This is a genomic window from Nitrospirota bacterium (assembly GCA_016180645.1).
GTDB lineage: Bacteria > JACPQY01 > JACPQY01 > JACPQY01 > JACPQY01 > JACPAV01.
Genome location: JACPAV010000048.1, coordinates 1 through 23,540 on the forward strand (window position 1 = coordinate 1; position 23,540 = coordinate 23,540).

Annotated in this window: 17 protein-coding genes; 10 read left to right on the top strand and 7 right to left on the bottom strand. The window is 60.8% G+C overall.

All coding sequences use genetic code 11. The annotated features are described in order from the left end of the window. Window positions 1-512: 512 nt before the first annotated feature. Entirely contained in the window at window positions 513-2,165 is a 1,653-nt protein-coding gene (gene groL, locus HYT87_18905) for a chaperonin GroEL (protein MBI2061814.1), read from the bottom strand. A gap of 17 nt (window positions 2,166-2,182) precedes the next feature. Next, window positions 2,183-2,473 (bottom strand): co-chaperone GroES, encoded by a 291-nt coding sequence (groES, locus tag HYT87_18910; GenBank protein MBI2061815.1) that lies wholly within the window; start codon window positions 2,471-2,473, stop codon window positions 2,183-2,185. A 287-nt stretch (window positions 2,474-2,760) separates the two neighbouring features. On the opposite strand from groES, the gene HYT87_18915 reads away from it, so the two are divergent. Genes HYT87_18915 through HYT87_18925 form a run of 3 tightly spaced genes read left to right on the top strand, consistent with a single transcriptional unit; the run spans window position 2,761 to window position 5,641 of the window. Next, entirely contained in the window at window positions 2,761-3,207 is a 447-nt protein-coding gene (locus HYT87_18915) for a hypothetical protein (GenBank protein MBI2061816.1), read from the top strand. Window positions 3,208-3,231: 24 nt separating this feature from the next. Continuing rightward, on the top strand, window positions 3,232-4,023 hold the full coding sequence (lipB, locus tag HYT87_18920; protein MBI2061817.1) for a lipoyl(octanoyl) transferase LipB: 792 nt from the start codon (window positions 3,232-3,234) through the stop codon (window positions 4,021-4,023). Beyond that, complete coding sequence (locus HYT87_18925) at window positions 4,016-5,641, top strand: methylmalonyl-CoA mutase family protein (GenBank protein MBI2061818.1); 1,626 nt, start codon at window positions 4,016-4,018, stop codon at window positions 5,639-5,641. Before lipB ends, HYT87_18925 begins: the two co-directional genes overlap by 8 nt. Window positions 5,642-5,716: 75 nt before the next feature. Here the strand turns inward: HYT87_18925 and HYT87_18930 are convergent, their stop codons facing one another. From HYT87_18930 to HYT87_18940, 3 genes are read right to left on the bottom strand one after another with little or no spacing between them, the layout of a single operon-like run. Next, complete coding sequence (locus tag HYT87_18930) at window positions 5,717-7,273, bottom strand: FecR domain-containing protein (GenBank protein ID MBI2061819.1); 1,557 nt, start codon at window positions 7,271-7,273, stop codon at window positions 5,717-5,719. Between the two features lie 41 nt (window positions 7,274-7,314). Beyond that, a complete protein-coding gene (locus HYT87_18935; GenBank protein ID MBI2061820.1) occupies window positions 7,315-9,864 on the bottom strand; it encodes an AAA family ATPase in 2,550 nt (849 codons plus the stop codon). A gap of 4 nt (window positions 9,865-9,868) precedes the next feature. Continuing rightward, the gene (locus HYT87_18940) at window positions 9,869-11,191 is read right to left on the bottom strand and encodes an SLBB domain-containing protein (GenBank protein MBI2061821.1); all 1,323 of its coding nucleotides are present in this window, start codon (window positions 11,189-11,191) and stop codon (window positions 9,869-9,871) included. A 329-nt stretch (window positions 11,192-11,520) separates the two neighbouring features. On the opposite strand from HYT87_18940, the gene HYT87_18945 reads away from it, so the two are divergent. From HYT87_18945 to scpB, 7 genes are all read left to right on the top strand, one after another. After that, the gene (locus HYT87_18945) at window positions 11,521-13,083 is read left to right on the top strand and encodes a FecR domain-containing protein (protein MBI2061822.1); all 1,563 of its coding nucleotides are present in this window, start codon (window positions 11,521-11,523) and stop codon (window positions 13,081-13,083) included. 91 nt (window positions 13,084-13,174) lie between these two features. Beyond that, window positions 13,175-14,644 carry a polysaccharide biosynthesis/export family protein gene (locus HYT87_18950; protein MBI2061823.1) on the top strand — a complete coding sequence of 490 codons (1,470 nt, stop codon included), beginning with the start codon at window positions 13,175-13,177 and terminating at the stop codon, window positions 14,642-14,644. Between the two features lie 3 nt (window positions 14,645-14,647). Further along, window positions 14,648-16,735 (top strand): polysaccharide biosynthesis tyrosine autokinase, encoded by a 2,088-nt coding sequence (locus tag HYT87_18955; protein ID MBI2061824.1) that lies wholly within the window; start codon window positions 14,648-14,650, stop codon window positions 16,733-16,735. Between the two features lie 100 nt (window positions 16,736-16,835). After that, on the top strand, window positions 16,836-19,154 hold the full coding sequence (bamA, locus tag HYT87_18960) for an outer membrane protein assembly factor BamA (GenBank protein ID MBI2061825.1): 2,319 nt from the start codon (window positions 16,836-16,838) through the stop codon (window positions 19,152-19,154). A gap of 46 nt (window positions 19,155-19,200) precedes the next feature. Beyond that, on the top strand, window positions 19,201-20,187 hold the full coding sequence (gene trpS / locus HYT87_18965; GenBank protein MBI2061826.1) for a tryptophan--tRNA ligase: 987 nt from the start codon (window positions 19,201-19,203) through the stop codon (window positions 20,185-20,187). After that, on the top strand, window positions 20,184-21,008 hold the full coding sequence (locus tag HYT87_18970; GenBank protein ID MBI2061827.1) for a segregation/condensation protein A: 825 nt from the start codon (window positions 20,184-20,186) through the stop codon (window positions 21,006-21,008). Before trpS ends, HYT87_18970 begins: the two co-directional genes overlap by 4 nt. After that, entirely contained in the window at window positions 20,989-21,678 is a 690-nt protein-coding gene (gene scpB / locus HYT87_18975; protein MBI2061828.1) for an SMC-Scp complex subunit ScpB, read from the top strand. The genes HYT87_18970 and scpB overlap by 20 nt, the downstream gene beginning before the upstream one ends. Here scpB and HYT87_18980 read toward each other — a convergent pair. After that, the gene (locus tag HYT87_18980; GenBank protein ID MBI2061829.1) at window positions 21,629-21,832 is read right to left on the bottom strand and encodes a dodecin domain-containing protein; all 204 of its coding nucleotides are present in this window, start codon (window positions 21,830-21,832) and stop codon (window positions 21,629-21,631) included. The two genes, scpB and HYT87_18980, sit on opposite strands and share 50 nt — an antisense overlap. Window positions 21,833-21,938: 106 nt before the next feature. Beyond that, window positions 21,939-23,054: a hypothetical protein gene (locus tag HYT87_18985; GenBank protein ID MBI2061830.1), complete on the bottom strand. Its 1,116-nt coding sequence runs from the start codon at window positions 23,052-23,054 to the stop codon at window positions 21,939-21,941. Window positions 23,055-23,540: the final 486 nt, after the last annotated feature.

The following is a 23,540-nucleotide window of genomic DNA, read 5'->3' on the forward strand; positions in this document are numbered from 1 at the left end:
CGCAAGACTCGAAAGACATTTCTCTCTCCGGCGTTCACGTGCAACATTCGACGTTCCATCAGCCCCCGCCATGCCATGCGATTAACACACACACACACAGGGAATGTCAAGCATCCCACAGGAATGTAATCAAGTGGACATGTGATCATGTGGTCAATTGAAGGAAACCAACGCCCCGATCATGGACCGCGAATCAAGGTCGCAAGAAACTGCACCTTCCTGGAGCAAGCACACTTTCGTGAGTTGCAAGTGCGTCTAACAGAATGCGTAGGGGAGGGTCTTCAGACCCTCCCGACAAGAGGGAGCATCTGAAGATGCTCCCCTACGAATCGGCATTCTGTTAGACGCACTAGGTCGTGAGTCGAAACCCCAAGCAGGAATGTGATCATCTCATCAAGTGCCCAAGGGAAGAACCGAGCACGCAGACGACCGCGACGGAGAAGTAAAATAGAAACGCCCTCCCGCCGGAAAGGCGGGAAGGCGTCTTGGTGGTTTCGAATCTCGGGAAGGCTTTAGTACATACCTCCCATGCCGCCCATGCCACCCATGCCGCCGGGGGCGCCGCCGCCGCCCATCGCCGGTTTCTTATCCTCCGGATGCTCGGCAATGAGGCACTCGGTGGTGATGAGCAGGCCCGCCACGGACGCCGCGTTCTGAAGCGCCGTGCGCACGACCTTGGTCGGGTCAACGATCCCGGCCTTCATCAGGTCTTCGATTTGCTCGATTTGGGCGTTGAATCCCATGGAGCCCTTCTCATTCTTCACCTTGTCCACGATCACGGCGCCGTCCTGTCCCGCGTTGCCCGCGATCTGACGGAGCGGTTCTTCGAGCGAGCGACGGATGATGCTCACCCCGAACTGCTGCGAAGGTTCCACCTTCAGCTTGTCCAAGGCGGGAAGGGAGCGGATAAACGCCACGCCGCCGCCGGGCACAATGCCCTCCTCAACGGCCGCGCGGGTCGCATGGAGTGCGTCCTCCACTCGCGCCTTCTTCTCTTTCATTTCGGACTCGGTCGCCGCGCCGACGTTGATCACCGCCACGCCGCCGACCAGTTTCGCCAGCCGCTCCTGGAGCTTCTCGCGGTCGTAGTCCGACGTGGTCTCGTCGATCTGCGCCCGGATCTGCTTCACGCGGCCATCGATGTCCTTTTTCGAACCCGCGCCGTCGATGATCGTGGTGTTCTCCTTGTCGATCACCACGCGCTTGGCGCGGCCGAGGTCCTGGAGCGTCACGCCTTCCAGCTTGATGCCCAACTCTTCCGCGATCATCTTTCCGCCGGTCAAGATCGCGATGTCTTCGAGCATGGCCTTTCGTCGATCGCCGAAGCCGGGGGCCTTCACCGCCGCACAGGGCAGCGTGCCCCTGATTTTATTGACGACCAGCGTCGCCAGCGCCTCGCCTTCCACTTCCTCCGCGATCACGAGCAACGGCTTCCCTGAACGGGCCACCGCTTCGAGTATCGGGATCATGTCTTTCATGCTGGACAACTTTTTCTCGTGAATGAGGATGTACGGCTCGCTCACCACGCATTCCATCCGCTCGGGATCGGTCACAAAGTACGGGGAAAGGTAGCCGCGGTCGAACAGCATTCCGTCCACGACCTCCAGCTCCGTCTTCATGCCCTTGGCTTCCTCGACGGTGATGACGCCTTCCTTGCCCACCTTCTCCATCGCCTCGGCGATGATCTCGCCGATCTCGCTGTCGTTGTTGGCGGACACGGTGCCGACCTGCGCGATCTCCTTGCGGTCCTTGGTCTGCTTGGCCATCTTCTTCAACTCATCGCAGATCGTCTCGACCGCCTTGTCGATCCCTCGCTTGATGTCCATCGGGTTGTGGCCCGCGGCAACGAGCTTCGCGCCTTCACGGTAGATGCACTGCGCCAACACGGTGGCGGTGGTCGTGCCGTCGCCGGCCACGTCCGAAGTCTTGCTGGCCACCTCGCGCACCATCTGGGCGCCCATGTTCAGGAACTTGTCCTGAAACTCGATCTCCTTCGCCACGGTCACGCCGTCCTTCGTCACGGTCGGCGAACCGAACGATTTCTCCAGAATGACGTTCCGACCCTTGGGGCCGAGCGTCACTTTCACCGCATTCGCGAGCAAGTTCACGCCTTCCAGAATCTTCCGGCGCGCGTCCTCGCTGTAGATGATATCTTTGCCTGCCATTGTCGTTCGCCTCCTTATTATTTCTCGAGGATGCCGAGGATGTCCTCCTCGCGCATGAGGAGATGCTCCTCGCCATCGAGCTTGACTTCGGTGCCGGCGTACTTGCTGAAGATGATGCGGTCGCCTTTTTTCACCGTCATTCCCACTTTCTTGCCGTCGTCGTTGACTTTCCCATCACCGACGGCCACCACCTGGCCCTCCACCGGCTTCTCTTTCGCCGTATCGGGGATGATAATCCCCCCCTTGGTTTTCTGATCCTCTTCCAGCCGTTTCACGAGTACACGATCTGCAATCGGCCTTATCTTCATTATCGAAACCTCCTTTCAACAGGTTCTTCCAATGCAATTCTCAATTTCTTACCGCGGACGGAAGCAAGTCCTTTGCCAGAGTGCGCGAGAAAAATCAAGTCAGGAAGCGCTTTTACCAGAAAGTCCGGGTGAAAGTCAATCCCCCCCGCCTCTGCTCGCGTCAAGTTGACGCAAAGTGTCAAATCATGCGTCTTTTTGACGTGATCGCCATCCGGGAGCAGTGCCCTCAGGATGTGACGAACCGATTCATTTGTGTTACAAAAAGATTCTCAAGAGAAGGAGGCGAAATGACCGAAGTAACCTATAAGAAGCGTGTGCACCCCGTGGGTGGATCCATCCGTCCCCTGATCCTCGGCCTTCTGTGCCTGACCCTCGTCGGAGGCATGGGTTGCATGGGTTTCCAAAATCGCGCAGGCAGTGATTTCATACTGGAGAAAGGTTTTAAGACGGAAAAATGGGCGCCCCTCGTGCAGGTCGACGACAGCGAGTGGCTGTTGTTCGGCTTCCGCGTGTCCGGCAGCCGCACGTTGAATGATCTCCTTCAGCACGTGGCCGAATCGAACGGCTGCACCGCGCTGACCAACATCGAGGTGCGTAGTGAGGTTCGTTTCTGGCTCCTCCTCTTCCAGAAGAAGACCTTCGTGTACGCCCGGTGCGTGGGCGGCAAGAAGGTGGTTCGCCCCAAACCGAAACCGAAGGAAGATCCCGCGGAGGAAGAATCCTACGAGGAGTAGCAGACGGTTCCCGAGGGTGCGCTCATGGTTCGACAAGCCCTTCGACTGGCTCAGGACCCCATAAGGTCCCGAGTCTATCGAGGGGCTCACCACGAGCGGCAACTGACCGCTCACCCTGAGCCCGTCGAAGGGTGGAGCGGCATTCGCCGTCCGGCGGCTCATTCCAGCCACTGCGAGATCCTGGATCTCGAAGAGGTGGATTATGGCCAAGCCCTTTCCCTCCAGGAAAAATGCCGCGACGCCGTCGAGCGCGGTCACCCCGGCTTCTGGCTTTTCCTCCAACATCCACCGGTGGTCACCACGGGCCGCAGACCGGAGTCCCTTTCGGATCTCCCCGGTGGTTCCGAATCGCTGCGACCGCTCGGCGTCGGCTTCGCTCAAACGGATCGGGGTGGAAGACTTACTTACCACCACCCAGGACAGATCATCGGCTATCCCATTCTGGATCTCCGGCGAGAGCGTTGGAAACTCCGAACCTACATCGATCGGCTGGCGGCGCTTATTTCAGGAACTCTGGCGACCTTCGGCCTTGAGGCCCGTTTCCATCCCGATCATCCCGGCTTGTGGGTCGAATCGGGGCACGGCACTCTGAAAATCGCGTCCATCGGCGTTCATGTCCGCCGCTCCATCACCACCCACGGGTTCGCGCTCAACGTGCATCGACCCACGATCACGGTCTCCGGCCTGAAGATGTGCGGAATGGAAGCCGATCGATTCACGTCCATGGAGGACCTCTTGCGCCACCCCCCCGAACTCCAAGCGGTCAAACAAACCCTGATGCGCCGGGCCGAACGCATGGACGAGACTCATGGCTAGGAAAGCGGCGCGGACCCGCACACCCGATCGACTGAAACGCTACTCCACGATCTCGGATTTGGAGGTCCCGCCCCTTTACACCCAGGCGGATCTCAAAAAGACGCATCCGGGAAAGGATATCGCACGGCCCGGCCAATTTCCCTATACGCGCGGGATCCATCCGACGATGTACCGCGGCCGCCTGTGGACCATGCGACAGTTCGCAGGATTCGGTTCTCCGGAGGAGACCAACGGGCGATTCAAGTTCCTTTTGCACAACGGACAGATGGGGCTCAGCACGGCGTTCGACATGCCCGCCCTCATGGGTTTCGATTGCGACCATCCCCGCGCCCTCGGCGAGGTCGGCCGCGAGGGCGTGGCCGTCTCATCCCTGCGCGACATGGAAATTCTCTTCGACGGCATTCCGATCAAGGACGTGACCACCTCCATGACGATCAACTGCACGGCGCCCATCGCGATGGCCATGTACCTGGCGGTCGCGGAGAAACAGGGCGTGCCGTTCGACCGCGTCGGCGGCACGATCCAAAACGACATGCTCAAGGAGTTCATCGCCCAGAAGGAATGGATGGTCCCGCCCGGGCCTTCGCTGAAGCTCTGCGTGGACATCATCGAATTCTGCGCGCGACACGTGCCCCGATGGAACCCGGTCTCCATCTCCGGGTACCACATCCGAGAGGCCGGCTCGACGGCCATGCAGGAACTCGCGTTCACTCTTTACGACGGAATCACCTACGTCGAGGAAATGCTCAGACGAAAGGTTGCGGTGGACCGATTTGCGCCGCGCCTTTCCTTCTTCTTCAATCTTCACAGCGATTTCTTCGAGGAGATCGGAAAGCTCCGGGCCGCGCGACGCCTCTGGGCACGCACGATGCGCGACCGGTTCCACGCGAAAGACCCGCGTTCCCTGGCGCTTCGCATGCACGCCCAAACGGCGGGCTGTTCGCTCACCGCCCAACAACCCCTGAACAACGTCGCCCGCGTCGCGCTTCAGGCCATGGCCGGGGTGCTCGGCGGCGTCCAGTCCCTCCACGCCAACTCCATGGACGAAACGCTCGCCCTCCCGACCGAAGAATCCGCCCTCGTTTCGCTCCGCACGCAACAGATCATCGCCGAAGAGACCGGTGTGACGAATTTCGTGGATCCCCTCGGGGGCAGCTACGCCGTCGAGTCGATGACCGGCGCCCTCGAACACGGGGCCGTCGACTACTTCCACCGCCTGGACCGCATGGGTGGAATGCTCAGGGCCATCGAACAGGGCTATCCGCAGAGGGAAATCGCCGAGGCCTCCTATCGGTATCAGCGACAACTCGAAGCCGGGGAAAAGGCGATGGTCGGCGCCAACAAGTACCAGATGGAGGAGCGCCTCAAGATTCCCGTCCTCAAAATCGACCCCGAGGTGGAGGAACGCCAGCGCACTCGCCTGGCGGCGGTCCGCCGCGAACGCGATTCTCGGACGGCCCTGCAAAAGCTCACGGACCTCAAAGGAGCGGCAAAGAGAAACGGCGCCAACCTCATGCCCCACATTCTCGAAGCCGTGAAGGCCTATGCCACACTGGGTGAAATCTCCGACGTTCTCCGCGAAGCCTACGGCACGTATTCCGATCCCGGCCGCTTCTGACGGGGATAAACGGTGACAGTATACTCTATTACCTCTTATTAGAGTATACTGTCACCGTTTATCCAGAACCGACGGCTACAGCAGGCGCGCCCAGAGCGGCCGCCAGGTCTCGAAGTTCTTCTGGAGACGGAGGAGGACCGAATGGCTTTCCGAAACTTTTTCCCCGGTCGACCTCTTCACGCCCTCGGCCCAGAGATCGAAGCTGACGAAGGCCGCCGCGCCTTCTACATTCACGTTCGCGCCCGAGAACGTCACACTGAAGCTTTCCAACCTGTTCCGCGCCTGCGGCAGCAGCGCTCGCAGATCATCCGAAGAGAGGCTGTTCTGATCGGGCGCCCAGTCCGACCGGACGCCCTGGAGCCGGAAATCCGATCCCGCGGAGGCCAAACATCGGCCCGGCGTGAGGGATGAGATTTCCACGCGGCAGGTGTCGAGCCACCGGAGGATCGCGGCCCTCTCCGCCTGGGGGTCTGCCTTCGACGCGCCCGACTCGTCCTGCGTCAGCTTCTGCTCCGGTCTATCGGGCCCTTTCTCCGGCTCGCCTCCCGGCGTTTCCTTCCCGGGCGCAACCGCCGGCTCCCCCGTCTTGACCGTCTCCACCTCGGCTGGGGACACTCCCTTCGTCCCAGACGTTCCGCCTGCCGCTTGCCGGTTCCCGCGCGATGGCTCCTGCGGCGCGCCTCTCGCGCCCTCCCGCGGAGCCCCGCCCGCCGGGACCTCCCCCGGTCTCTTGCGAGGCTCTCTCCCCTCACGCTTCGATGCCTGTTCCATGCGCGTTCCCTCTCGGCGAGACAAGCGTGACTCCCGCGAAGCCCGCATCCGTTCTCTAGCCGAGGGGCGATCCCCCCGGCCGAACAGTCTTCCTCCCTCCTGACGGACATCGGGACCCCGCCGCGCCTCCCTCCATCGGTCGGCCGCACCGGGCGGCCTATCGGGGGTGGCCGGCTTGAAGTACTCGATGCGTTCCAAGATGCCCAGCTTCTCCATCCCGGTTTCAGGGATGCTGCGAGGCTCAGGCGGACGGTCCTTTGCCACATCCACTTCCTGCATCGGGCCGAGAACAATCGGCCGGTCCGGAGCCGATCGAGACGCAACGCGAACGGAGCCCTCGAGCACGGATACCCTGGTCGAACCCCGCATGGCCTCCACCAGGAAGGAGGTCCCACGAACTCCCGCCACGGCCGTCCGAGTGGCGACCAAGAGATCGAAACCGTCGAGGAAGCGGGCCACCACCGCCAATTTGCCCTCGGCCAGATCCATGACATACCGGCTCAGGCCCTCTTCCCGCCGCCCCGTGATCTCCAAGGTGGTGTTTTCTCCGATGCGAACATAGTTCCGTTGGCCGAGAAGGAGGTCAACATAGGCCCCCGGGCCCGTTTCGATGACTTCACCGTTGTACACCGGGGTTGAGAGAGAGACGTTCCGCCACTGAACCGCCTCCCGGGCCCGCACGCGAACCGGCCCGGAAACCATGAGCACGGAGTACAAGTCGGATACGTCTCGAGCCTTCAGGAAGGCCTTCTCCGAGGAACCCAGGAAACCCGTCGATCGATTCCAAACGGAAACGACGACGATGCCGACCACCAGGCCGATCCCCAGGAGACCGAGGAGGCCGGGCACCCCTTTGCGCATGCGTCGCTACCAGCCGGCGGCGGGGTCTGGATTCATGACGCTCAAACCTCCGCGGGGTAGTAGGACCCGGTCTTCGGGTAGTACGAGAGTTTGACGCCTTCGCCCACGTTCTGCCTTGTGTGATTCAGGATGACGCCGGCGACCGGCGCGTGAGCCCGCCGAAGCAGATCGATGCCGCGAAGGAAGAGGCTCTGAGGGGTCTGGCCCGCGGCGTAGACCAGCGTAACGAAATCCACCAACCGGCTCAGCATGAGCGTGTCGCTCACGCGGAGCAGCGGGGGAGAGTCGAAGAGGACGATATCGAATTCATTGCGGAGGTTGTCCACCAGTGTCGAAGCCGCCTCGCGCTCGAAGTGACCGTTGTAGCCCGCCAGCTCGGCTTCGCTTCGGATCCTTCCCGGCAGGTAGGAAAGATTCGGAAGCGGCGTTTGCACGATAGCCTTCTGGAACGACAGAGTGCCCTCCAACACCTCGAGCAGCCCCGGAAGGTCTTCCATGCCCAACTCCTTGTCCAGTGTGGGATGCCGCACGTTCGCGTTGACGATGAGCGTCCGACAGCCGGACTGCGCATACACGGCGCCCAAGCCCAGCGTCAGAGTGGATTTCCCTTCGCCCGAGGCGCAGCTCGCCATCAGGATGGCGCGATGCTTCTTGCCGTCCGAGGCCGAGTCGAGATTGACTTTGACCATCCTGCACAGGTCGCCCATCTCCACGCGGTGACGCCGATCCGCGGGAGACAGTTCATCGGGCGACTTCAGGAGATCGAGGGGCCGCTGGGTCACATGTCGCACGACGCCCAGCACTTTGATCCCGGAAGCTTCGATCTCGTCGAGATGTTCCACCGCCGGGTTCAGGGCTTCCAGCGTAAAAACCAAGCCCATGAACAGCACGATGGACAGCAGAAGCACGCTCGGCAGGTCTCTCCGGGGCCGCGGCAGGACCGTCAGGCGAGCCGAGGCCGCTTCCCTGAGCACCACGATGCTGGAGGAGATGTCCGACAGGGCCAAATCCACCGCCGCAAGCTGTTTCTTGAAATTCAAATAGATCTCCTCTTTGATGTCGAGATCGTTGAGATAGAATCTTTCCTTGGATGGATCGAGTCCCAGCGCCGCAGCCTTCCGCCTCAGCTCTCCCAGTTCCTTTTCCTTGGCTTGGATGCGGCGGTCCGATTGCTCCAGACGCGTTTGCCAGGTCTTCCATTCCGGCTTGAGCGGCGCCGCAGGCATGGCTGGGGACGATGAAGCCGCCTTCCTCGCCAGCGCGAGGCCGGCCTCCACGACCTTGCCCCAATCGGCCACCACCAGCCGCTCGCCGATTTCGTCCCCACGCCGGACCCTCAGAAGCCAGGCGCCGGCCGGAACGAGAAAACTGAACCGGCCATCGCCATCCGTCACCGCCGGCGGCCCGCCGCCGATCTCGACCTCCGCATCCGCCACGGGTTCGCGCCGGGAGGAAACCGCGCGGAATACCTGGCCGTCTATTCGGGCCATCCGATCCGACCCCGTCGCTCCTTCCCGAAGGGCGATGCTCGCCCACTTCTCCGTCGTCGCCTCCACCTGTCGGGTCATCTTGCCGAGCTTGTATCCACTCGCCGAGACATAGACTTCGTGCGTGCCGGACGGCAGATCGAACGCGAAGTCCCCCTTCTCATCCGTGTAGGCGACCTTCCCGGACGGACGGGTCGTCACCACGGCCCCGGCCACGCGGGGGCCTCCGAGGGCACCGGTGAACACCACACCCCTCAGAACGCCCGTCGGGCCCGACCCCTCCTCCGATAGGATCGGGGTGATCGCGCCGCCGGCCTTCTTGAGCGATTGGAGCGCCTTCACGCTTCTTCCCAGAGAGTCCAAGAGAGGAAACCCGGGCTGGAACCTCCGGCTGAGATCGGCTCTTTCTTTCTCCAATCGGGCAATCTCGTCGTCGATCTCCTTCACCACGTCCATCCGGGCCTGCCGGAGTCCCTCCACATCCTTGCTGCCGGCCTCAATCCGTTGGACCGCCGCTTGCAGCGACCGGCCCTCTTCCAACTGTTTCTCGTACCCTTCAATCTCGGCCATCAAGTACTCGCGCTGGCCGACCTTGCTCTGCCTTTTCTGATTCGCATCGAAAATCTGGAACGTCTGAATCAGCGCGTTCAACAACTTGACGACCAACTCCGGATCCTGGGCCCGCAGCTCGATCCTGAGAATGTTGGTTTTCCCCTTCCGCTCGACACGCAGCCCTTTTCGGGTCTCCTCGATCAGACGCTCCCGCTCGGCGGGCGGGTCGGACGGATCGACCACGCCGAGTTTTTCCAGGACCTGCCCCAAGAGGGCGTGGCTCCTGAGGAGGTCGGCCTGCGTCTCCAGCACTTCGTCCGTGGGCGTTCCCACCCCCAGGCGTCCCAACACGGCGCTGATCTTCTCGCCGGCCGGCGTTTCGACGAGGTATTGCACCTCGGCTTCAGACTCGTACTGTTTGGGCATGTACAACCAATAGACGCCGTAGAGACCGAAGGTGATGATCAACAGGAGAGGGAGCAGCTTCCAGTGCTTGGCTAGGACGTGGAGCTGACGGCGCAGCAACTCGTTGGAATCGTTTTTCGCCGCCATGCCGCTACTGCTGAAGTATCCGCACCTGGGAGGCTACACCGGCGCCGGCCGAGAGGGGCGTGAGAAGCCGACCGAGAAAGTCGAGCGCGTCCGACGTCGTACTCTCGGGAACGAACAAGACGTCCCCGTTGTTCAATTCCAAATCCTGCCGGAGATCGCCCTTGCTCACCACGCGATCGAGGTTGAGCGCGATCACCTGCTGGTCCGCCGAACCATAGTGACGCACCACCTTGGTGCTGCTCAGAACGGCGCCGAATTTGGCCTGGTCCGCCAGCGCCAATGCCTGCATCGCCGTGATGCGGCCGGGCTGCCGATACAAACCCGGCCGGGTCACCATCCCCAGCACGTACACGCCCACTTCCTGGCTGTGGGGAATGTAAAGGGTGTCGCCGGGCTCGAGCCGCGCCGAAGGCGCCGCGCCGGGCAGGAAGAGTTCCGTATTCAGATCCACCCGCAGTTCCTCGCCCGTCTTTCGAACGACCGTGGCTTCCGAGAGACTCGCGCCGATCGTCAGTCCGCCCGCTTGCGTGACCACCTCACGGACGCTCAACCAGCCTCTTGAACCCACGGGGAAGACGGCGGGTTTGGCCACGGCGCCGTGGACCCTCACCGGCCCCGGCGACCCGACGATCAGGATGTCATCCGGCTGCACCGAAAGGTTGTATTTGAACTCCGACGTCCCGAACAACCGGCCCAGCGGGAACTGGATGCTCGTTCCCCCTCGAATGATCGACACGTTCTGCGCCAGAGTGGCGTCATAATTCCATCCCGCCGACATCAGCACTTCCAGCAAGGTCCCCTGCCCGAGAATGGGCGTTCGGCCGGCCTTGCTCACGTCGCCCATCACCGTCACCATCCTCTGCCCGGCCTTCTTGATCGCCACGGAAATCTTGGGTTTTGCCACATACCGTCGGATGGCCCGCTCCCAATTCTCCCGAAAAACATCGAGCGTCACTCCCTCGGCCTGAATGGACGGGCCGAACGGCACCGCCACGTTGCCATCCGCAAGGACGACGAAGTCGCCGGAAAACTCCGCGTACCCGGCCACCTCCACCTCGATCACATCCTCCTTGTATAAGACGTATTCGGCGGCCCCGCGGCGAGTCGCCTTCTGAAAGGAGGAGATCTCCGCCCACGTTGCCCCCTCCGCTCCGCTCCGGGAACGACGAACAGAACCGTCATCAGGTCCTTGCGTCGCACCGGCCAAGTCCCGGCCGGGCGCGGGGGCGGATTCGACAGGCTGTGCCCCGGCGGTCGGGAGCGGCTGCGCCGCCAGAGGCAAGAGATCGGGCGGTTTGCGAACAGCTCCGGCACACGAGCCAAACATAACAAAGGAAGAGCACACGATCGCGAAGACGGGCGGGATCTGCAACAGTCGCCTACCTGAACATGCACAGACCTTCCGGGGAACGGGGGACGATTTTCGCCCCTCCCGCTGCGCTGACACTACTCGCCTATCATAACCCCTCCCTAATGCCATCCCAAGGTAGGGTAGGTCAACAATCATTGTTTGTCAACATCTCCACCGCAGGATCGGGCCATAGATGGTGACCGTATCGATCCATGAAGGATGGTCGTCCCAGCCGACCCGTTGTTGACCTCCTTGTGATCCCAATCACAGACATGGGATTGGAAACATGATTCAATCCCCGGCCCATGGGGGCAATAAAGGGAGCCGGATCCATTAGACGTTGGGCGACACAGGGCGTCGCCGCCCTCGCCCTTCTGGCCGGTGGGGTCTTGCTCCTCAACGGCCTCAAGTGGATCGGTCATCGTCGGGCCCAGAATCTGCTTTCGCAATACTCGCAGATCGGGCGGGAAGGCGCTCCGGCCCCCGTTCTCATCCTTAGCCATGCAGGGCCCGTAGACTTTTCCGGTCCAACCTACGATGGATGGCAAACCGTCGCGATGAGGAGCCCCCTCACGTCAGCCAATACGGTCCGGACCGGCACTTGGGGCACCATCGACCTTGCGCTCGACCGTCACGTCGTCCTCCGGATCGCGCCGAATTCGACCGTTCAATTCGCTTCCATGGTTCGCGATCTCTCAAACCGCATCGAGCTGGTGGAGATCGCCATGAAAACGGGGCAGGTGATCAGCGTCATCGGAAACCTGAAAGACGGGGCGCGCTTCTCCATCAAGACGCCCACGGCCACGGTGGGGGTTCGCGGGACGGTATTCATGGTCGAGTCAACTCCGGAAGGCACGATCGTATCAACCCTGAACGGGACGGTGGAAGTCACCACGCCCGCCGATCCCGGGCAGCCGCTCGATGTGGTCCCCGGGGAACGGCTTGAGGTGGCGGCCCGCCTCAGCCCCACTACGGGCCGCCGCGAGATCATGGGCCGATATACGGGTGTGCCGCCGGAGATCCGCAAACAGATGAGCCAAGCCGTGCGCGAGAACGCGTTTGCGAAACCCCGACGTCAAGGGGCTTTGATTAACGCCATCGATAAGAAGGAGGGGGCGACCGCCCGGCCTCCATCCAGCGGTCGGGACCGGATCGCTCGGGAGCGCCCCGGTTCATTGCGCGCTGAAAAGGGCCGCCGAATTCAATCGCCGCTTCGCGGAGGCGACGATCGATACAAGAAGCCCGAAAAGCAACGGTCGATGCAACGGCTTTCCGATCTTCGCCTGCAACGGCCGATGCCTGAATCACCGCTCCGAGTCACCTCGCCGGAAAAGTCGAAATCCACCCGGGAGGAGCCGGCGCCCCCCACAACCGCCGGGCCTCCCAAGGCTGCGACGCGGCCCTCCGAGCCCGCCGCGGAGGAGCCGGCGAAGGAGAAAGAACAATCGCAGGAGGATGAAGACACGGAAGATCGCCCCGTTCAGGCCGGCGCCGATACCCTCTCGGCCGAGATGGCCATTCGGGCCATTCTTGATGAATGCCGCGATGCGCTCGAACAGCTCGCGGCCGTTCCATGCCTCTCCCGCTGGACCACGCCGGGATTCACGCTGAATGTGAACGGCAAAGTGGTGCCCAACCTGTCGCGAGCCGCGGCCGAACTCTCCCGACTGATCACTTCTCCCTCCGTTTCCATGCACGTTCTGACGGTCACCGTCCGGGAGGCCACCGCCATGGCCGTCTTCACCATCGCCGTGGACGCGCGCAAGGCGCAGACGGGCGATGATGTCAGCCGACAATTCCTTGTCATCATGGAATTCGCCGGAAGCGACAAGGAGGGGTGGCTGGCCCAGTCCGCGAGCGCCATGTAAGCCCGTGGATCAGAGCCGTTCTTGACATGTGGCGTCTCATTCATCACAATGCCGACCAATTCGCATGGCGGTTTTGAAACAGGAGATAACCATGAGTAGGAGCATCAAATCTTCTTGGAGCCTTCCACGGACGATGGGCGTTCTGGTCATCGTCGGGCAGGCCATGGCGGGATACGCCCGCGCGGCCGACAAGACCGCCCCGCCCGCTGCCGAGGAGCCGGTTGCCCTCTCCGCTCCCAAAACAACCGAGAGTCGTCGATCGGACGACCTCCAGGAAGGAGGAAGTGCCGCGAGAGGGCAGGAGCCCGGAGCGGCCGACCTCCAGGAAGGAGGAAGTGCCGCGAGAGGGCACCCTGAAGGAATCGATGGAATCGCGCAGGGTACTTCGCAGCCTCCCGGAGCGGCCGACCCCTTCAAAATTCTAAGAGATCAAATCCGCGCTTTTGAAACGGCTCCGCAGGTCAGCGACTACAAGTTTCTCAAGGGCGATCTCGTCGAAGTCAGAGTGCTCGGCTACGGCGAACTGTCCAAAACCTACACGGTGTCCGAGGATGGCACACTCGTGGTCGGCCTCGGCGATCCCGTCATGGCCACGGGCAAGACGGCCGGACAGGTGAAGGAGGTTCTGGAGCGCGAACTTGGTCGGTTTCTTCAGAAACCCAAGGTTTCCGTCTTCCTCGCCAAGCCGGGCGAGCGACGCGTCTTCGTCATCGGCGACCTCCCGAGGGCCGGCCAGGTGGCGCTCGTCGGCCAAGGCACCCTTCTGGAAACCCTCACACAGGCCGGCTGGAAATACGACCCTTTCGGGGGCCATCAGGCGCGGCTCGTCCGGCAGGACCGTACACTCACCGTAGACGTGGCCGCCATCATGCGGGCGGGATCCACCGACCTCAATATCCGTTTGAAGCCGGACGACATCGTGATTCTCAACTCCCCCGATCCCGTGGTGGTCATCGGGGAGGTCCGTAAGCCGGACCGCTACCCCCTCGGCGAACGCGCATCCATCACGGTTCGCGAAGTGATCGCCCGCAGCCAGGGCATCACCGAAAAAGCCGATCTGACCTCCGCCAAGATCATTCACAAGACCGGCACGGAGGAGCGGCTCGACCTCAATCGATACCTCTTTCCCCAGCCAGGCGACGCCTCGTCGGATGTGGTTCTTCAGGGGGGTGACACCCTGTACGTCCCACAAGGCGGCGAGATCGGCGTCTTCGTGCTCGGAATGGTCGGTCGACCGGGCTACTACCGCCAGGCCACGGGGCTTACGGTGCTCCAGGCGCTCGCCCTCGGCGATGAGCCCCAGTTCGGAGCGAAGCTCTCCCACGCGCGCCTCGTGAAGGGCTATTCGAGCGGGAATCCCCGAGTGGTCAGGGTCAATCTCGATCACCTGGTGTACAAGGGGGACATGAGCCAAAACCTGGCGATGGAAAACGGCGACGTGCTGTACATCCCCGAGACCACCACGTCCGACGTCCTGGACTTCCTCGGCCGCCTGCTTTCCCCGCTCAATCTTGGATTCACGGCCGGCGTGGCCGCCGCGACCGCCATCGGCGCGAAATAGTCCATGGAACCCAACCGCTCGTCCGATCTCGATACGCCGGAAATGTTCATGCGACTCTCGGGCATCCTGGCCAAGCACGTCAAGCTCATGGTCGTCACCACGCTGCTGATTGCCATCGGGGTCGCCGGCGCCTATGTGTCCATACCGAAGATCTACGAAGCGACGGTGCAAATCCAGTACCTCACGGAAACGCCCGAAGAGGAGGCCTCCCAGGTATTCGAGCGGATCGGAAGGCTGCTCGGCTCCACGGGAGAACAGGCGCTCGACACACAGATACAGATCATTACCAGCCAGGCCATCCTTAAGGAGAGCCTGGAGAAGCTCGCCGTCATCCCCGCCGGAGCCAGGCCGGAAACGGCCCAAGGTATCGTGCAGAGATTCCAGCGCGACGTCACGGCCCGAAAAATCGGCAAGACGAATATTTTCGAGCTCGTCGTGCGGGCTCCCAAACCCGAATTCGCGGTTCAGGTCGCCACGACCATCACGGACGTGTACCAATTGAACGATCTGCGGACGCGTCAGCGCACCGACCAGTCCCTCCGCCGATACCTGCTCGAACAGATCGACAGCCTCGAAAAGAAGATCCTCGAGCAGAAGACGTTGATGGATTCGTTCGGCGACACGGAGTCGCTCCAAGGAGAACTGCGAAACCTCATTCAGCAGAAGGAGCAGACGCTGAAGTCGCTTGCCGAGGAGAAGAAGAACCTCGAAATCGAGCGCCGGGCGCTCCTCGCCCGCTACACTCGCCGGCACCCCAAGGTCATGGAAATCGACGCGACGCTCGCCTACGTGAACCGCATCCTGGGCGGCAAAACGGTGGGAGATCCGGCTTCCCAACTCATCAGCGCGCGCCCGGAGGTGTTGGACCGCTTCGTCAAACTTCAGAGCCGATACCAGCTTACGATGCGCGACCTGGCCCACACCCAACGCAAGATCGAAGACGGCAAGAAACGCGCCTTGGAGGGAGGCTCTCCATACGAAGACAAGGAATTTCTTCAGCGTGAACTGAGTCTCAATCAAGAAATCTACGGGAACATGAAGCGCCGCCTGTCGCAGGTCGAACTCACGCTGGGCAACAATTCGGAAAACGTCATTCTACTCCAGGAACCTACCCTGCCCCGCCGCCCGGTGAAACCGGATCCGAAGCGGTTCCTCATGCTCGGGCTCCTGCTCGTCGTTTTGCTTCCAATCAGCTTCACGATGATCGCGGAAGCCATGGATTCTTCGGTCGGGACGATACCCGACCTTGAACGGGTTGCAAGCGTGGGCGTTCTCGGAGGCGTGCCCTTTGTCCGCAATTTCGCCATGCCCCACACGGTCGAACCCGCGAACGGAAACGGCCACGCTCCCCTCGATCCGGCTTGGGCCGGATTCCAGGAGGCCTTCAGGACGATCCGCACCAAGATCGATCTCCAAAATGGCAGGAAACAGGGACGCACCTTCCTGGTTACCAGTACTCAGCCTCAGGAGGGGAAGAGCGTCGTGTCCTGTAGCATTGCCCGGGCATTTGCCGAGGCCGGCCTTTCAGTGCTCCTCATCGACTGCAATCTGCGGCATCCCTGCATCAACCGCTATTTGGACCTGCCCCTCGAGCCGGGTATTCTTCCCGCCCTTCAGAACGGTGAGGACTGGCGGCGAGGCGTTCTCCGCATGAAAAACCCCTCCCGTTTCCACATTCTCCCCGCCGGAGGGGCCATTCGGAATCCCTTGCCCCTGATTGAATCCGCCCGATTCGGCCAGATCCTTGAGGAGGTGCGGTCAAGCTTCGACGTGGTCATCATGGACAGCCCGCCGGCCCACATGGTGTCCGACGCGGTGGCCATTTCCAGGCAGACCGATGGCGTGATTGTCGTCTACTCCTCCGGAGAAACGGCGCGCACCGCCTTCAAGCGCAATCTCGATCAATTCAAACTCGCCAAGGTCCCCCTTCTCGGTCTGGTCATGAATCACAAGAAACCCATCAGACTGGCCATGTACCCCCAGTACGCCTACTACGCCTACGGCTACCCCACGGATAAGCCTCACAAGGGGAAGAGAACAGAACGCGTCGGGCACAGGCGATCGTCCAGCCAAGCGGCATCCCTCCACTAGTGGATCGCAAGGGTTGTTCGGGAATCATCCTCCCCTGAAGTAGCCTCTCCACCCGTTTTCGACTTCTGTCTCCCGCGCATCTGTGTCAGAATCCCGCCCCATGCCGAGGCTTTTCTTCGTCCTCTTCCTGATCGGAATCACCGCGCGTGCCTTCGCGGCGCCGCAAGGCGAATCCTCACCGGACGATCCCCATGAACACTCTGCCCACTCCGCCACGCTCCTGGCCGAAATCCGCTTTGAGGGGAACGAACGAGTCGAAAAAGAGATCCTCCTGAGGGAAATCCAGTCCAAGATCGGCTCCGAGCTCGATGAGAATACCGTCAGTGAAGATCTCAAGCGACTCTACAAACTGAAGTACTTCAAAGACATCCGTGTCCTGATGGACGAAGCGGAGGGCCGCACGGTCCTCACCTTCAAGATCGTGGAGAAACCCCTCGTCAAGGAGCACAAGATCGTCGGCAACAAGAAAGTCGCCAAAGAGAAAATCGAAGAGACGATCAAGATCAAAGATCGCACGTTTCTCGACATGGAAGTCCTCAAGCGCGACCTCGAAGCGATCAAGAAACTCTACGAGCAGGAGGGATATTATCTGGCCGAGGTCCTCTACGAACTGGAATTCAAGCCCACAAACCAGGTCATCGTGCACTACAAGGCCACGGAGGGCGACAAGGTCCAGGTTCGAAGAATCAACTTTGTCGGCAACACGACGTTTACGGATGATGAGCTCAAAGAGGCGGCCGAAACCAAGGAGAGCGACGCCTTCTCCTGGGCCACGGACAAGGGTCGCTACCAGAAAGATATCTTTCTGGACGATGTGGAAAAGGTAAAAGCCTTCTACCTCAACAACGGTTTTATCCAGGTGCAGGTGCTGGATCCGGTGGCCCAACTCAGCAAGAACCGGAAATGGATCTACGTTTCAATGGCCGTCAAAGAAGGCGAACGGTTCAAGATCGGGAGCGTTACCTTCACCGGTGACTTGGAATTCACCCCGAAAGAGCTGGATGAGTTGGCCAACACCGAACCGGACCATTACTTCAGCCGAGATCAGGTCAGCAAGGATATTTTCGCCGTCACGGAGAAATATGGGGACTTGGGCTATGCCTTCGCCGAGGTGGAACCCCTCACGGACATCCGGGAGGACAAGCGGGAAGTGGACATCAACTTCCGCATCAAGAAGGGAAACAAGGTCTACTTCCGGCGGATCAACGTCGTGGGCAACACCACATCACGCGACAAGGTCGTGAGACGGGAGCTGAAAGTGGCCGAAGGCGACCTCTACTCCATTTCGAGACTCCGCCAAAGCCGCGAGAAGATCTATCGGCTTGGTTTCTTCGAGGAGGTGGATTTCCAGACCCGCCGCGTGATCGGGATGGACCTCCTGGATGTCGATGTGAAAGTGAAGGAAGGCTCGACCGGCGCGTTGCAAGTCACCGGCGGCTACAGCACGTTCGAGGGTTTCATCTTCATGGCGCAGATCCAGCAGGCCAATCTTCTGGGCTACGGGCACCAGCTCTCCATATCCGGCTCTTTCAGCAAACGGTCGCAGATCTTCTCCTTCGACTACCTGGATCCCTACTTCCTCGACACCAACTGGAGTCTCGGCTTCCAGGCCTTTCGCACGCAGACCCGGTCCTATCGAGGTTTCGTCATCGACAACACCGGCGGCCAGGTCCGCGCCGGATATCTCATCGGAGAAAACACACGCCTCTTCTGGACGTATGAACTCAAAACCAGTGAAGTCAGCGAGCGGCGCACCCGATTCCCCTACAAGGGGCTGAGTTCAAGCGGCGAGCTCTCGATACGGCGCAACACCCGAAACCATCCATTCGATCCCTCCAGCGGTTCGCTCAACTCCGCCAGCGTCCAACTCGCGCATGACGCCATGGGCAGCGATTTCAATTTCGCCAAGTACGAAGGCTCCTCCTCGTGGTACATCCCGCTGCTCTTCAAGATCGTCTATTCCACCCGCCTCCGCGGCGCCTATCTCCAACAGATCGGCTCGGTGCCGCCGCCCTACTTCGAACGATTCTTCGCCGGCGGTCTCGGCTCCGTTCGCGGGTACAACAGCCTGAGCCTCACGCCGACAACCATCGTGTGCGGCGACGAAGAGTTTCAGTCCGACTGTTCCCGACGGGCGGAAGTGGCGCTCGGCGGAAACAAGGAGGCGGTCTTCAACAATGAGATCATCTTCCCTTTGATCCCCCCCGCGGGGTTGAAATGGGTCGTGTTCTACGACGTGGGAAACGTTTTTCAGGAGGGCGACTTCGTCGATCCCCGGAAACTCCGCCAAGGCTGGGGGTTCGGCATCCGCTGGTTCTCCCCCATCGGCCCCCTCCGCTTCGAATGGGGCTTCCCCATCCGCAAACGGGCCGACGAACCGACCCCCGTCTTCGAATTCTTCATCGGATCTCTGTTTTGATTCCGTTTGCGCCGGAGCAAAAATTCCAGTAGACTACCGGGATTCAATGGAGGAAGTGGTGGTCAGCGGCATGAGGCCGACGGGGAAACTACATCTCGGTCATCTCCACGGCGTTCTCACCAACTGGGTGCAACTCCAGTCGAAGTACCGCTGTTTCTTCTTCGTGGCCGACTGGCACGCGCTCACTACCGAATTCGAGGATACCCGGGGCCTTCAGGACAGTGTGGTGGAGATGGTGATCGACTGGCTCACGGCGGGCCTCGACCCCGAGAAAAGCGTGATCTTCCTCCAATCCGACGTGAAACAACACGCGGAACTCCACCTCCTCTTCTCCATGATCACCCCGCTGGGCTGGCTCGAACGCAACCCCAGCTATAAGGACCTCCTGTCCCAACTTCCGGACAAGGACCTTTCGATGTACGGGTTCCTCGGCTACCCTGTTCTCCAGACGGCCGACGTCGTCCTTTACAAAGCAACGAAGGTTCCCGTCGGGGTCGATCAAGTGGCCCACCTCGAACTCGCCCGAGAAATCGTGCGCCGCTTCAACCATCTGTTCAAACTCGCCCTCCCGGAACCCCAGCCCATGCTCACCGAGGTGCCCAAACTTCTTGGCACGGATGGACGAAAGATGAGCAAAAGCTTTAACAATGCGATCTATCTTTCCGATCCACCGGATGTTGTTGAAAAGAAAGTGAGAAGCATGGTGACCGACACCAGGAGGATTCGGAAGACCGATCCGGGACATCCGGAGGAATGTGTCCTCTTCCCCTACCACAAACTTCACACCCCCGCAGGCGAAGTCGCCCGGATCGACAAAGATTGCCGCTCCGCCACCCTGGGATGCGTCGAGGACAAAGGTCTCCTGATAGAAAGTCTCAAGCAGACCCTCGGCCCGTTCCAGCAGAAAAGGAAGATCTTCGAATCCGACCGGAATCGAGTGATGGGGATCCTTCGCGACGGCGCCGCCCGCGCGCGTGTGGTCGCCGAACAGACCATGCAGGACGTCCGCCGCGCCGTCATGTCTACCTCATGACCGAAGAAGACCTCGCCGACCTCCCGGAGGGAGAAAATGCGGCGGGAGTCCCCGGGGCCGAAGCGACCGAATCCGCCGCGCCGCCCGCCGAGTCCGGCCCCCGCATGGATATCAAGCTCGACGTCTTCGAGGGGCCGCTGGATCTTCTCCTTCATCTGGTCAGAAAAGAAAAGCTCAACATCTATGATATTCCGATCTCGCGTATTACGACGCAATATCTCGAGTACCTCGATCTCATGAAGACCCTGAATGTGAATGTCGCAAGTGAGTTCCTCGCCATGGCGGCCACGCTGCTCTACATCAAGTCGCGCATGCTCCTCCCGGAGGCGTTCGAGGAGGATGAAGAGGACCCGCGGGAAGATCTCATGCGGCGCCTGCTCGAACACCAGCTCTACAAGGAGGCGGCCGATCAACTGCGCGGCCTCACGATGCTCGGGCGTGACGCCTTCACCCACGCGATGAGTCCGGAGGAATTGGAGAAATTGGGCACGCTGGAAGGGGAAATCGAGGCCGGCTTTTTCGATCTTTTGAATGCCTATCATGACGCCCAGAAGAAATTCCCCAAAGAACTCCACCACGACGTGGAGCTGGAGCCGATGACCATCGATCAGAAGATCGAGCAAATCTCGCTCTGGATGGAAACCAAGTACGAACTGGACCTTCAGGAGCTATTCGGGTGGGCGCGGAACCGGTTTGAGCTGGTGCTGACTTTTATCGCGGTGCTGGAACTGGTCCGCCGGAAGGCCATTGTCGCCCTGCAATCGGAAGCCTTCGGCGCCGTCCGCATACGGAGGAGGAATAATGGAACTCCAGGACATTAAGCGAATCATCGAGGCCCTGCTTTTCGTCAGTCCGAAGCCGCTGACGTTCCGGGTGATCGCCTCGTTCCTCGATCGAAGCCTTCGCGCCAAACCCGAGCAACCTCAGGGGGAACCTGATTCGGGCGCGGCGACCGAGCCTTCCGATGCGGCCACCGCCGAGGCCAAGGAACGCCTGCGTGAGAACGTCCGCCAGGCCCTGCTGGCTCTCGAAGAAGAGTACAAGATGGGCCACGGCATCGTCCTGACGCACATCGCCGGTGGATACCAGTTCCGCACGGAATCCTCGCTCGGTCCGTGGGTCCAGAAATTCCTCGCGGCCCGGCCCGAGCGCCTGTCTCGATCGGCCCTCGAAACCCTCAGCATCATCGCCTACAAACAGCCTCTCACCCGCGCGGAAGCGGAGCACATCCGCGGAGTGGATTGCAGCGGCGTTCTGACAACGCTTCTGGAGAAAAAACTGATCCGGATCGCGGGCAAGAAAGAAGTGCCCGGCCATCCCCTGCTCTACGGTACGACGAGAGAGTTCTTGGAGCTGTTCGGATTGAATGAACTGGGAGATTTGCCGACGCTGCGGCAGATTGAAGAGCTGATCCCGAAGGAAGGGGAAACCGAAGTGGAGGCTACTCCTCCACCAGAAACGTTATCTTCACCAGCGCCCGGTACTCCTTGATCTTGCCCTGTTCGACCTTCGCGTGCTGGCGGGTGACCTCGAAGCTCGTGATGCCGCGGATGGTTTTCTTCGCCCGCTGATAGGCCTCCATCGCCGCCTCCTCCCACCCCTTGGAGGAAATCCCGATCACTTCGGAAACGCGCTCAACCGGCATACCCCGCTCCTACCATACCTACCCTATCTTTTCCAGCGGGCCACGAATCACGTCGCTTACAGACCCGACCCCAAAAGAGGATCCGCCCACTCGAGCGAATCATTCGTTACGCCACTCGCCTGACGTTTTTCTCGACACACGACACGCAAGGGGGCTGGACCGGATCGGCCAGAATGATCGCATGCAGAGGCCAGCCATCCTGTCGAACCTGAGACAGGATTTGTCCCTGAAAATAGGAAGCAATGACCACAACCGTGTTGCTTGGCGAGAACTCCTTCAGTTGTGAAGGAGCGAGAACCGGCTTTCCCTCAATCTGCTGCTGCCACTTGCCTTTGTCGTTGTCCACAAACGCCTCAATAACCGCCCCACCGTCTTGAATCGCCCGGTGGGTCTGGCGACCGGCTTCACCTGCCCCAAAGATGAGAAGTCTCTGCGGGGACTTCGACCTGATTTCGTCCATCAAGGTCCATGGAGTGGCAGGAGGGAAAACCGGTCGATGACGTCCTCCCCGGCCGCCGTGAAACTCGAAATAGGCAAATGTCGCAGGCGGTTCCCCCCGAATCTCTTCATGCGGGTCATGGGGCGCCGTCAGTTCCTTGAACCATTCAGAAGATCCGGACATTTCCCATTCGTGTCTCGCGGAATGAAGTTCAATCTGATTCCGGCTGGCAAAGTCATATAGGGGAAGAATCTCGGAAAACAGCGACGCGAAGGGCCCGAGACAGTAGCACCGCTCGCCCGAGTTCCCGTTCATGAACATTCCGGCGCGCCCCGGCGAATATCGCAGGTCCACCAAATCATCAACAACGACCATGGACTCCCGTTCGGCCAGCACCGGGAAGATTCGGGAGATCAGGTTCTCGGCCAGCGCGACCCCATGAACATCCCAGAACAGAAAAACGCGTCGGGACCCATCCATGACTTTGCGCCAGTCGCTCTTGGATACATCTTCAACACGCGTTTCCAGTCGGTCGAACCAGCTCGCGGGGCGAATCGGCTGTAGCAGTGGCAGAGTCTTCTTGAACCAATCCCTGCTCCAGCAAAGACTGACCACGCGCGCACCCGGGAGCCGGTTGGCCGCCTCGGTAAGAACGCAAGTGGAATTCCCGTGACCGCGGCCAAGCTCAAGAATCAGGTCCGGCTGAAAATCCAGACAGAGAGAATAGAGGATGAACCAGTCCGGTAGATTGAGATTGTCCTTGACGTTGATCTTGTTCCACATAACAGAAAATGCATCCTTAACCGTGAAAAGATCCCTTCGCTTTTCGCGGAGAGAACGAAGAAGGGGCGCATCAACCGTCAAGGCAGCGGTCGGAAGGGCGGATACGACTCGAACGCGTCTTGAAGCTCTCTGATTTGTTTTTCCACCCCGGGGAGCTCTTGTTTTCGGCATTCGCGCGGGAAACGGTACCAGTGAATCCCTAGCGGGTCAATGTTGGTATGTTTTGGAAGCGTCGACGAGTCGAGCCGGACCTCTTGAAGAGTCAGCTCTTTCGGATAAGGCGGTCGCCGTCCCGAAGGGGTCAAGTCTTGAATTGATACAACTTCTCCATCAACGATCCTAAGAAGTATCAAGTCAAGACTTGACCCCATAGCTCGTTTTCGCCTTCGGGGATGTCCACGGAGCGCGAGACGATCGGCCCCCCGCCCGGTTCGGGGTCGCGCCAGAGGACGAGGAGGTTGGGAGTCAAGTTGCTGAGGCAGGCCC